Origin of the sequence: Exiguobacterium sp. s46 (genome assembly GCF_018618875.1) — a bacterium.
GTDB classification, from domain to species: domain Bacteria; phylum Bacillota; class Bacilli; order Exiguobacteriales; family Exiguobacteriaceae; genus Exiguobacterium_A; species Exiguobacterium_A abrahamii.
Window position 1 is genome coordinate 54,413 of the sequence record NZ_JACSMY010000001.1, and the last position, 11,139, is coordinate 65,551.

Sequence of the window (11,139 nt, forward strand, 5' to 3'; positions counted from 1 at the left end):
GTGGTCTCTTTTTTTTTCGAACCTAAACAGGAGGAACTATTCATGGCTAACCAACCATTTTCAAGCAAAAACCGTGCAGATGTCTATAATCGATTAACACGTGAAGAACTCGATCTACTCGTCGTAGGTGGCGGTATCACAGGTGCGGGGATCGCCCTCGATGCAGCGTCACGCGGTATGAAGATTGGCCTCGTCGAAATGCAGGATTTCGCGTCCGGTACGTCTAGTCGTTCAACAAAATTAGTCCATGGTGGTCTACGTTATTTAAAACAATTCGAAGTTCAGATGGTCGCTGAAGTCGGTAAAGAACGTGCGATCGTTTACGAAAACGGACCACACGTCACGACACCAGAGTGGATGTTGCTTCCGATGCATAAAGGCGGTACGTTCGGACCGTTCAGTACGTCAATCGGTCTTCGTGTTTATGACTTCTTAGCAGGTGTTAAACGTTCGGAATGGCGGACGATGTTATCTGCGAAAGAAACATTAGCGAAAGAACCACTCGTCAAACAACAAGGTCTTAAAGGTGGCGGTTACTACGTTGAGTACCGCACAGATGACGCCCGTCTAACAATCGAAGTCATGAAAGAAGCGGTTGAACACGGTGCACGCGTCGTCAACTATACAAAAGCGGAAGAAATCATCTACGATGCTGGAAAAGTCGTCGGCATGCGTGTGACGGACCTCTTGACAGGTGACGTACATGAAATCCGTGCGAAAAAAGTCGTCAACGCGACAGGTCCATGGGTCGATGAATTACGTGAAAAAGATGGCTCTAAAGTCGGGAAACAACTTCGTTTGACAAAAGGGGTCCACGTCGTCATCGATCAATCGAAATTCCCACTCAAACAAGCGGTCTACTTCGATACACCAGACGGTCGGATGATTTTCGCGATTCCACGTGATGGAAAAGCGTACGTTGGTACGACAGATACGTTCTTCGATAAAGATACTGCACATCCGAAGTTCACAGTCGAAGACCAAGACTACGTCCTAGACGCGATTCACTATATGTTCCCAGAGGTTAAAGTGACAGCGGAAGACGTGGAATCAAGCTGGGCTGGTGTACGTCCATTGATTTATGAAGAAGGAAAAGATCCTTCTGAAATCTCTCGTAAAGATGAAGTATGGCAGTCTGAGTCAGGTCTCATCACGATTGCGGGTGGGAAATTGACTGGATACCGTAAAATGGGTGAGCACGTCGTTGATCTCGTCGCTAAACTCTTGAAAAAAGAAGAAAACGTCGCGTACGCACGTTGCTCGACGAAAAACATGCCAATGTCTGGTGGACACGTCGGCGGAGCAAAAGGATTTGCTGAATTCCTAAAAGCTCAAACAGCAACGAACGGTCTAACGACAGAAGAAGTTCAATTCCTAGCAAAACGCTACGGTTCGAACTTACCGAAAGTACTGGAATACGCAGCAGCATTCGATGCAGCAACGACAGCTCTTCCACGTTCTGTCTATGCACAACTCCACTACAGCATCGAACATGAAATGGTCGCTCGTCCGATCGACTTCTTCATCCGCCGTACAGGTGCTGTCTTCTTCGATATCGCTTGGGCTCGTGCTCATAAAGATGCCGTCATCGAAGAGATGAAATCTGTCTTGAACTGGACAGCAGAACAAACAGATGCTTATACGAAAGAACTCGATATCGAGATCGAAGATGCAGCACATGCACTCGTGACAGAATAAGCTCTCTAACTCATCAAGGAATCAAGATCAATATGATCTTGATTTCTTTTTTTACATATTCGTATTGACGCGGGCGGAAAGATTGCAACTCTTTCTAGAGGCGACTATGCTTAATGTATGAAATTGCACAAAAGGAGAGAACACAGATGAAAGTAGAAGTATGGTCGGATTACGCATGTCCGTTTTGTTATATTGGGAAGCGTCGTTTAGAACAAGCAATTGCGAACGAAAAGTTAGATGTCGAGGTCGAATTCAAGAGCTTTGAACTCGATCCAGATGCACCAGCAGTACCGACGCAAGGATTATACGAAATTCTTGCTTCAAAATATGGAACGACTCTCGAGCAAGCACGGAATATGTCGCAAGGTGTCGTTGATACGGCACGTCAGGAAGGCTTGCACTACGAGATGGATCGTGTCATCCCAGCCAATACATTTGAGGCTCATCGTCTGACTCAATTCGCTAAAAAACATGGTAAGATGAATGCAGTATCAGAAGCCTTGTTCACAGCGTACTTCATGAATGGAGAAGATCTGAATGACCGAGCTATTCTGACACGGATCGCAGTAGATGCTGGACTTGCTGAGGCAGATGTCAAAGCGTTTCTTGCGTCAGAAGAACTGGCGACAGATGTTCGAGAAGAAGAAGCGATGGCACAACAACTGGGTGTCCGTGGTGTACCGTTCTTCGTCTTTGACCGGAAATATGCCATTTCTGGCGCACAACCAGTGGAAGCCTTCGAACAAGTCTTCGCGAAGATGCGCCAAGAACAAACACTTGAAGTCATCGCTGAAGGTGACGCGTGTGGTGTTGACGGCTGTAACTGATCACATTATGATTCCATCACAAAGGAGCACGAAACCCTTATGAAATTCATCTTCCATCCTGAGATTCGCGATGCGCGAATCAATCTCGCTGTCGAAGAATTCATCTTGAACAACCTGAACGTTAATGAAGAAGACTATTTCTTGTTTTATATCAATGGTCCGTCGATCATCGTCGGAAAAAACCAGAACACGAATGAAGAAGTCAATTTGAAATATGTCGAAGAAAACGGCATCCACGTCGTCCGTCGTCTTTCAGGTGGTGGCGCGGTGTATCATGACGAAGGAAACTTGAACTTCAGTTTCTTGACAAAAGATGACGGTGATTCGTTCAACAACTATAAAAAGTTCACGGAGCCAGTCGTACAAGCGCTGCATAAACTCGGTGTCGAAGCGGAGTTATCTGGACGAAACGATATTCATGTCGGAAGTCGGAAAATCAGTGGGAATGCTCAGTTCACGACTAAAGGGCGGATGTTTAGTCACGGTACACTGATGCTCGATTCGAACATCGAAGAAGTCGTCAATGCGCTTGTCGTCAGTGAAGAGAAGATGCGCTCTAAAGGCATTAAATCAGTCCGGAGTCGTGTCGCGAATATCTCGGAATTCCTGTCAGAACCATTGACGATGGAACAATTCGTCGATCATCTCCTTGCTTCGATCTATGAAGGGAAAGAGATTGAACGGTATATCTTAACCGAAGAGGACTGGGATAAAGTACGTGCCATCTCGGCAGAACGTTATGGCAACTGGGAGTGGAATTTCGGGAAATCGCCGAAATTCGACGTCATTCATAAAAAACGTTTCCCAATCGGTACGATTGACTTCCGATTAAACGTCAAAAAAGGCATCATCGAAGAAGCGAAGATTTACGGTGACTTCTTTGGCGTCGAGGATGCAGAAGAAATCGCACGGGCGCTCGAAGGTTCGCGCTATGATCGCGCGTCACTTCGCGAAGTGCTCGGTCGGTACGAATTGAAAAAATATTTCGGTGCCGTCGAACTAGATGAGGTGCTAGACGTTTTAGCGTAAGTCTTTATGGGAAAACTCCTTCTATCAACTGCATAGGGGGAGTTTTTTTCATGGGCTATAATAAAGATAATTTTTTAGAAGGTTCGTTGACGGACTTTATTGATTTCGAACGGATTTCAGAACAGTTACCAAAAACGGAGGATGAACAGCCGTTACCATATTATGAGCGTGATGATTATAAGGCAGCAGGAAAATTAGAGGGGAAAGTCGCGATCGTCACGGGCGGCAACTCTGGAATCGGGCGTGCTGTCTCAATTGCTTATGTCCGAGAAGGAGCGAAAGTTGTCATCGCCTTCTACGGTGATCAAGAAGGGGCAGAAGAAACAAAGGCACGCCTTGAGGAATTAGGAGGCGAAGTCCTACTTTCTAAAGGAGATATCGGAGATGCGGATTACTGTGAAACACTGGTCCAAAAAACAATCGATCGTTTCGGTCGCTTAGATATCATCGTCAACAATGCGAGTATGCAAAAACCAGAAGATAGTCTGAAGGATATTACAGACGAGTCGATGGAAAAGACGTTCAAGACGAATATCTTCGGAATGATGCGTCTTGCCCGTGCTGCCTTACCGCACCTTTCACTCGGTTCTGCCATCATCAATACGACATCTTCAACGGCATACGAAGGGAACGCGCTTTTGATTGACTATTCTGCGACGAAGGGCGCAATCGTCAGCTTCACGCGGAGTCTTTCGATGAACTTAGCGAAGGAAGGAATTCGTGTCAATGCCGTCGCACCGGGTCCAATCTGGACACCGCTCATCACGGAAACGTTCCCGCATGAATCAGTCAAGACATTCGGGAAAAATACACCGATGGATCGCCCAGGGCAGCCGGCTGAGATGGCATCGGCATATGTTTTCCTCGCGTGTAACGATTCAAGTTATATGACAGGACAAGTCCTTCACTTGAATGGTGGCGTCATTGTCAACGGTTAAAAAGAAACTCTGTGAAAACGTTTCCAAAAAGTGTTACACTATCCATACGGTCGCTTTTGACTACGTATGGATTTTTTTACGTAAAAAATGAATAGTCATTCATTCGAAAGGGGAATTTTGCTCATGCTTGGATTGATTCAATCCGTCGAAGAAACTGCTCGAACACATCCGGATTCAACGGCATATGTGTTTGAGGACACGCAAGTCAGCTATCGTGAGTTTGTCGAGAAGTTTCACCGGGCAGCCGGTGCGCTTGAAGCGAACGGGATCCGAAAAGGCGATCATGTCGCGCTGATTTTAGGGAATAGCCCAGCATTCCTAGTGGCATATTACGCCATCATGAAACAAGGGGCAATCGCGATTCCGATCAACCCTACATACACACCGGATGAAATCGGGTATATCCTGATGAACGGTGATGTGAAGGGGATTTTAGGGATTGCACCGCTCGTCGAAGCTGCAAAAGATCGTCTCGTGCATTTACCGAATCTTAAGATTGTCGTCTCTGTTCCTTACGCGGATCAAGAAGGACCAAACGAAACACATCAACAAGTGACGTTCATCACGCTCGATCGCTGGCTCGAAATCGAACATCCCTTGACCGAAGTGACGAATGAACTGGACGACATCGCTGTCATTCTCTATACGAGTGGAACGACAGGAAAACCAAAAGGTGCGATGTTATCCCACCGTAATCTGACGTCGAATGCGCGCTCGATTGGGGATTATCTACATGTATCCAGTAACGACCGGACACTTGCCGTATTACCGATGTTCCATGTCTTTTGTTTGACGGTCGTCGTCAATGCGTCACTCGCACATGGAGCGTCAATCATCATTGCTTCACGTTTTTCACCACAAGAGACGTTTGAGTTAGCGAAAAAAGAACAGGTGACGATTTTTGCGGGTGTACCGACGATGTATAATTTTTTACTGCAAACCGTGAAGGCTCATCCGGAATATGCGACCTATTTTGAATCAACACGTTTGTTCGTCTCAGGGGGAGCGAGTCTTCCAGTGCCGCTTCTTGAAGCATTTGATCGAACATTCCAATGTCATATCCTCGAAGGATATGGTTTATCGGAAGCATCACCCGTCACTTGTTTCAATCCGGTCAATGGTGTTCAAAAACCAGGCTCGATTGGAACATCGATCGTCGATGTCGAAAACAAAGTCGTCGATGAACTCGGACAAGAATTACCAGATGGTCAAGTCGGAGAATTGATCGTTCGGGGACCAAACGTCATGACCGGTTATTACAAGATGCCGGAAGAGTCGCAAGCGACGTTACGCGATGGCTGGTTATATACGGGTGATTTGGCTCGTCGAGATGAAGACGGGTATTTCTATATCGTCGATCGCAAAAAAGATATGATCATCGTCGGTGGGTACAACGTCTACCCGCGTGAAGTCGAAGAAGTCCTCTACCAACATCCGAACGTCATTGAAGCCGCCGTCATCGGTATACCGGATGAGGAGATGGGCGAAGCCGTCAAAGCATTCGTTGTTGCTCGTGAGACGATGACGGAAGAGGAAACGCAGGCATTCTGTGCTACATCACTCGCGAAATATAAATGTCCGACACAGATTGAATTCATCGAGCAATTGCCTCGTAACACGACCGGAAAGATTTTACGGACCGTGTTGAAGAAACAACCGACGAACTCATGAGTGGAATCAAGAACTTCAGGTTTCTGAAGTTCTTTTTCTGTGCATAGACCAGAAGGAGGGGATACGAATGAATATTGCATTGATCGCACATGATGAAAAGAAAGATGAGATGATGGGCTTTACACGGGCTTACGCCGCATTCTTTAAGAAAAATACGTTATACGCGACAGGAACGACTGGACAACGGATCATGGAAGCAACAGACTTGCATGTCCATCGTTGTAAATCTGGACCACTCGGTGGGGATCAAGAAATCGGCGCCCTCGTGGCACAAGGGAAAATCGATATCGTGATTTTTTTACGGGATCCACTGACGGCACAACCGCATGAGCCGGACGTCTCCGCACTCATTCGATTGTGTGACGTGTACGATCTGCCGCTTGCGACGAATGTCGGAACTGCTGAAATTTTAATCAATGGACTCGAACAAGGACAATTCGATTGGAAGGAAATCATCCGAAAGCGTCATGAACTGGAACAAAAAAAGTTTTTAGACGATTAATTTCATGAGAACGCTTCTCATTTTCGATTGAGCATGCTATAGTCAGTTTGAGGATGATACTGATTATCAATTGCGATGGAAAAGGTGGCGAAGAAAATGGAGATTCTATTAATGACGGGTGTAACGGTATTGCTAGGAGGCGGCGTTGGATTCTTGACGCACGTCGTAAAAATGGAACGTCGTCAACAGGCAACAACTGTGACTTCAAAGAACGAGCAAGTAGCGTATCCAGCGCTCCGTCTCGTCAAATAATAGAAAATTTACGACTTCGCCTTTCTTTTCTTTTGAAAAGAAAGGTTTTTTTGAATTATTATCCACTCTCCCATAATTTTGCGGAATTCCTTTGATACACTGAAACAAAGCACATTAGTCGAGGAGTGAGAGCCATGCATACAATCTATTTAGTTGATGATGAAGTGAACTTGAATCGTGTACTCGTGAAATATTTGGAGCAAGAAGGATGGCAGGTGAAATCGTTTACGTCTGGTGAGGCAGCAGCCTCTGCCATCGTTGAAAAGCCTGACTTATGGATTTTAGACATCATGCTACCGGATATGGATGGTTTTCAATTGATTAAGCGGATCAAGGCACATGATGAGACGACACCTGTCATCTTCATCTCGGCTCGTGATGAGGACATCGATAAAATCATCGGTCTTGAGATGGGATCGGACGATTACATCGCAAAACCGTTCCTTCCGCGAGAACTCGTCATCCGCGTCAAAAAGATTTTGGCACGAACGTATGCGACACCAAAGAGTGGTGTCATCCAATACGGTGATTATATGATTTATCCAGAGAAACGAATCATCGAAGAGAATGGTCAAGAAATCGATTTGACGTCGAAAGAGTACGATTTGTTGATTTTATTCGCCACACAAATCGGGACGCCGATGTCACGCGAGCAGATTCTCGTCAGCGTCTGGGGTGACGATTATTTCGGTTCGGACCGAGTCGTCGATGATCTCGTTCGTCGCGTCCGTAAAAAATTATCGAAACTCGAGCTCGAAACGATTTACGGGATCGGTTATCGCTTGGTGTCTGCATGAAAAACCGCAGTCTCGGATTCCAGATTTGGGCGATGTTTCTGCTCGTCATCGTCACGCTTTCTGCGGTCATTCTCCTGGTCATTCGGTCATCGATCGGAAATTTCATCGATGAACAGGTCTATGCGACACTTGAGAATAGCGAAGTCTTCTTCTCGAAGGACGCCTCCGTCATCGAGATGCTTCAGGATAATCCGATTGAATTTGACCGCCGAAAACAGGAGTCCCGTTCTGTTAATATCTTACTCCTTTCTAAAAACGGAAAGCTCTATTACGGTGGAGCACCACAACAGCTGATCAATCAGATGTACCGTGATGCGATTGATCAAAAAACAGTTACGGCAAAGTATACGACGCGTCTTGATAAAGAAGATGTATACTACAGTATTCGGAAAATCGAGGATAGTGGTGAAACGTACTATCGTGTCTCTTATGTTTGGGATGCGTATCGACAAGAACTGATTACGCAGTTATTCTCGAAAATCGGATTCGTCGTCATCATTGGAAGTATCTTTACGCTATTCATTGCGTTTTGGTTAGCGCGACGGTTGACACAACCACTCGTCGAAATCGAGGGAGCGGTCGGGAAGATCGCGGCTCAGAAATGGGATACACCACTTCCACTTGATCGCGGGGATGAAATCGGACGACTCGCACGATCCGTTGATGCGATGCGGATGGATCTTGAAAAACAAGATAAGGCACAAAAATCATTACTTCAAAACATCTCCCATGATTTGAAGACACCGATCATGGTCATCCGAAGTTATGCTCAATCCATCTCAGACGGGATTTATCCGGATGGTGATTTGACCGGATCCGTATCCGTCATTGATGAAGAAGCGGAGCGGTTGGAGAAAAAAGTCGCAGCTCTACTTTATGTCACGAAGCTCGACTATTTCGAGCTCGATCGTTCGACATGGGACAATGTTGACATCGACCGGATGGTGCATCTGTTGAAAAATCGCTTTTCTGGGACGAAATCACTTGACTGGCATGTCAGTGGAGAAGCGGGAATCGTTCTTGGTGAAGGAGAGCAGTTACGTGTTGCGCTCGAAAATGTCATGGACAATGCGATTCGTTATGCCGAAACACGAATCGATATCCGATTGTCCGGAACAGCGGATCAGGTGCATATCGAAATCGAAAATGACGGACCACCGCTTGACGCCTCCTCGCCACTGTTCCATCAATTCTCACGTGGCAAGGAAGGAAAGTTTGGGCTTGGTCTCTATATCGTCAAACGGATCGTTGAGCGTCACGATGGAACGGTCGCAATCGAAAACCGTTCTGCGGGAAATGGAGTTGGAAAAGTTTGTGTGATTTTTAATTTCCCACGTCATTTTATTGAGCAAGAGGAAAAAAAACCAAAAGAATTTTAAAAACGGGATCTTTGGATCTCGTTTTTTTCGTTAGGAAATAATCGTTCCGTTCATGCAAGGCAAAAGGAAGTTTGATATAACCAATATAATCCAGGAAGGGAGCGAAGGAGATGTCATACCCAATCACGGAAGAAACGTTAGCCTTGATCCCGCGATACGGTCAATACGGTGAACCGCAGACACTCGTCATCAAGGAACATTCTGAAAGTATTTTAGATGGTCATCCCATTAAGTTGATTGAAGAATCCTGTTTGTATTTTGGTTCGTCCATGCGTGGAAGAATCGAAGCAGCGCGGCATATTCTTGGTCCGAACCGAAAGACCCCTGTTTTAGTGGATTGGCAAGCACAAACGATTTTCTTTCCGACGACCGCAAAAGAAAAGGCGGAATGTATTTGGATTAATTTCAAACAGATGAAGACTGTTCAGAAAAAATCCGGCAAAGTACAAGTCGAATTTCAGACGGGTCAATGCATCGATACGGATGCATCTGCGTATAGCATCGAACGACAACGGATTAAAACACTGGAATTGGCGTATGAAATGCAACGTCGTTTTCAGTTGCCGGAGTTTAAGAATCGGTGAAAAGTGGAAACACATAACAGGAATCTTACTTACGTAAGGAGAAACAGTAGAGAGAAATCATAGGGAGGTGAAGCGGTAACTTTTACCGCGACACGATGAATGAATCATACGAATGGTTAAATCGCCGAAAATTACAGCCTGGATTTGGTGCGACTGGAGGCAGACGCTTTATCAGTTCCCGCATCGTGCGTCCGGAAAATACACCGGGTAAACGAATCAAAGGAATTAAACGGGCGCGACAATTGGTCGTCGATGATGCTGGAAATCGCCGTTGGGTCACGAAACGCATCGTCGTGACGGATGCTGCGAAACACGTCACGATGAACCGTCGGACATCCATCGCCTTGAAAGAGACGAATGAGTCCCGCCTTGAGCAAGTCAAACAAAAACTAGCATCCAACAAAAAGGTCTTATTACCGATCTTGGCGGCAACAGGGATCGCTGTCGCAGGTGGCGTTCTTGCTTACGTCCTTCGTCGGAAGAAAAAACAATCTGATCAATAAAAAATAAGCCGTTCTCCAATCGGAGGACGGCTTATTTCATACATTACAAGAATCGTTTTCGTAAAGAAGTCGAGAGTGCTTTTTCTGCGATTTCTTCTAGTTCCGTCAAGTTTGTCGGATCAAAGCTATCATTGTAGAAACGACCTACGAAGTCGACACGGTCGTAATCGAGTTCCTTGAAAATCAAGTGTTTATGGTCGTCATAAAAAACGACACGATAGTAATCAGATCCGCGTTCAAGGGTTACGAGACCTTTGATGTGATCCAATTTTTTTTGTTCTTCGGTTTGCTCTTCCTCGAGCGTGTCATCCTCGTTCGTCGATGCTTCTGCTTGCTCGATCGCATTCTTTACGAGTTCAGGTCGTTGTTCTTGTTCTTCCGTCATGTTTTATCGCCTCCAATTATTATTTTACATGGAAATGGACAGATGAGAAAGAAAAATCCCTCAGTCCATCTGGTGTGCTTCACAAACGCGTAGTACATTCATCGCGCCAATTCGTAATCGATCGAGTAGTTGGAGTCGTGCTTCTTCATTTGGAATTGTCTCAAGAGAAGCTACTTCCATCAGTTCCAACCAACGGATGGCATGTTCTTTTTGAATCGGTAATAACCGGTGAATCATCGCCAAACTCGCCGGCGGTTGATCCGGGTCGCGCGGTCCTCCTGTCAATTGGGTCAAGAAGACGAGTTGTGCCTGTTCGACACGTTGTCGATCGTCAGGGAACAACGGTCGCAATAGTGAATCATGGTAGACTTGATGATAGAACGAGCGAACCAAGGATGTGAGTACATGCTCGCCTCCGACGGTTTCGTAAAGTGACAAGGAGCATCACCTGCCTTACATAGGATGTGTCCTGATTATAGCAAATTTATACTTAGAAGACATGCGCCAAAAACAGTACATTTGTTCTTGTTTGTGAGATACTAAGAGTAAAGAAAAACGAGGAGGAGGTTTTCTT

General features: G+C 45.8%; 13 protein-coding genes. 11 read left to right on the forward strand and 2 right to left on the reverse strand.

Annotated features, from left to right (window positions below; translation table 11 throughout):
* Nucleotides 1-42: 42 nt before the first annotated feature.
* The 11 genes from KNQ08_RS00345 (at nt 43) to KNQ08_RS00395 (ending at nt 10,180) form a co-directional block, all read left to right on the forward strand.
* Nucleotides 43-1,698, forward strand: a complete 1,656-nt coding sequence (locus tag KNQ08_RS00345) for a glycerol-3-phosphate dehydrogenase/oxidase (RefSeq protein WP_023467373.1) — start codon at nt 43-45, stop codon at nt 1,696-1,698.
* 146 nt (nt 1,699-1,844) lie between these two features.
* Nucleotides 1,845-2,525, forward strand: coding sequence for a DsbA family oxidoreductase (locus KNQ08_RS00350; protein WP_064300369.1), 681 nt, complete (start codon nt 1,845-1,847; stop codon nt 2,523-2,525).
* A 39-nt stretch (nt 2,526-2,564) separates the two neighbouring features.
* Entirely contained in the window at nt 2,565-3,554 is a 990-nt protein-coding gene (gene lplA / locus KNQ08_RS00355) for a lipoate--protein ligase (protein WP_023467375.1), read from the forward strand.
* A 50-nt stretch (nt 3,555-3,604) separates the two neighbouring features.
* Entirely contained in the window at nt 3,605-4,492 is an 888-nt protein-coding gene (locus KNQ08_RS00360; RefSeq protein ID WP_064300368.1) for an SDR family oxidoreductase, read from the forward strand.
* 123 nt (nt 4,493-4,615) lie between these two features.
* Nucleotides 4,616-6,163: a fatty acid--CoA ligase family protein gene (locus KNQ08_RS00365; protein WP_214804353.1), complete on the forward strand. Its 1,548-nt coding sequence runs from the start codon at nt 4,616-4,618 to the stop codon at nt 6,161-6,163.
* A gap of 67 nt (nt 6,164-6,230) precedes the next feature.
* The gene (gene mgsA, locus KNQ08_RS00370; protein ID WP_029340960.1) at nt 6,231-6,665 is read left to right on the forward strand and encodes a methylglyoxal synthase; all 435 of its coding nucleotides are present in this window, start codon (nt 6,231-6,233) and stop codon (nt 6,663-6,665) included.
* A gap of 96 nt (nt 6,666-6,761) precedes the next feature.
* Nucleotides 6,762-6,917 (forward strand): hypothetical protein, encoded by a 156-nt coding sequence (locus tag KNQ08_RS00375; protein WP_167507527.1) that lies wholly within the window; start codon nt 6,762-6,764, stop codon nt 6,915-6,917.
* A gap of 134 nt (nt 6,918-7,051) precedes the next feature.
* A complete protein-coding gene (locus KNQ08_RS00380; RefSeq protein WP_023467381.1) occupies nt 7,052-7,714 on the forward strand; it encodes a response regulator transcription factor in 663 nt (220 codons plus the stop codon).
* Complete coding sequence (locus KNQ08_RS00385; protein WP_214724378.1) at nt 7,711-9,093, forward strand: HAMP domain-containing sensor histidine kinase; 1,383 nt, start codon at nt 7,711-7,713, stop codon at nt 9,091-9,093. Before KNQ08_RS00380 ends, KNQ08_RS00385 begins: the two co-directional genes overlap by 4 nt.
* A 110-nt stretch (nt 9,094-9,203) precedes the next feature.
* Nucleotides 9,204-9,677: a competence protein ComK gene (locus tag KNQ08_RS00390; RefSeq protein WP_029340962.1), complete on the forward strand. Its 474-nt coding sequence runs from the start codon at nt 9,204-9,206 to the stop codon at nt 9,675-9,677.
* Between the two features lie 95 nt (nt 9,678-9,772).
* Complete coding sequence (locus KNQ08_RS00395; RefSeq protein ID WP_023467385.1) at nt 9,773-10,180, forward strand: hypothetical protein; 408 nt, start codon at nt 9,773-9,775, stop codon at nt 10,178-10,180.
* Nucleotides 10,181-10,223: 43 nt separating this feature from the next.
* Here KNQ08_RS00395 and KNQ08_RS00400 read toward each other — a convergent pair whose 3' ends face one another.
* The gene (locus KNQ08_RS00400; protein ID WP_023467386.1) at nt 10,224-10,565 is read right to left on the reverse strand and encodes a hypothetical protein; all 342 of its coding nucleotides are present in this window, start codon (nt 10,563-10,565) and stop codon (nt 10,224-10,226) included.
* 60 nt (nt 10,566-10,625) lie between these two features.
* Nucleotides 10,626-11,003: a truncated hemoglobin gene (locus KNQ08_RS00405; protein ID WP_214804355.1), complete on the reverse strand. Its 378-nt coding sequence runs from the start codon at nt 11,001-11,003 to the stop codon at nt 10,626-10,628.
* Between the last annotated feature and the right edge of the window lie 136 nt (nt 11,004-11,139).

Coding starts and splice junctions, on each gene's coding strand:
- KNQ08_RS00365 (WP_214804353.1), top strand. CDS start 4,616: ATGCTTGGATTGATTCAATCCGTCGAAGAAACTGCTCGAACACATCCG.
- KNQ08_RS00375 (WP_167507527.1), top strand. CDS start 6,762: ATGGAGATTCTATTAATGACGGGTGTAACGGTATTGCTAGGAGGCGGC.
- mgsA (WP_029340960.1), top strand. CDS start 6,231: ATGAATATTGCATTGATCGCACATGATGAAAAGAAAGATGAGATGATG.
- KNQ08_RS00380 (WP_023467381.1), top strand. CDS start 7,052: ATGCATACAATCTATTTAGTTGATGATGAAGTGAACTTGAATCGTGTA.
- KNQ08_RS00350 (WP_064300369.1), top strand. CDS start 1,845: ATGAAAGTAGAAGTATGGTCGGATTACGCATGTCCGTTTTGTTATATT.
- KNQ08_RS00395 (WP_023467385.1), top strand. CDS start 9,773: ATGAATGAATCATACGAATGGTTAAATCGCCGAAAATTACAGCCTGGA.
- KNQ08_RS00390 (WP_029340962.1), top strand. CDS start 9,204: ATGTCATACCCAATCACGGAAGAAACGTTAGCCTTGATCCCGCGATAC.
- KNQ08_RS00345 (WP_023467373.1), top strand. CDS start 43: ATGGCTAACCAACCATTTTCAAGCAAAAACCGTGCAGATGTCTATAAT.
- KNQ08_RS00400 (WP_023467386.1), bottom strand. CDS start 10,565: ATGACGGAAGAACAAGAACAACGACCTGAACTCGTAAAGAATGCGATC.
- KNQ08_RS00385 (WP_214724378.1), top strand. CDS start 7,711: ATGAAAAACCGCAGTCTCGGATTCCAGATTTGGGCGATGTTTCTGCTC.
- lplA (WP_023467375.1), top strand. CDS start 2,565: ATGAAATTCATCTTCCATCCTGAGATTCGCGATGCGCGAATCAATCTC.
- KNQ08_RS00360 (WP_064300368.1), top strand. CDS start 3,605: ATGGGCTATAATAAAGATAATTTTTTAGAAGGTTCGTTGACGGACTTT.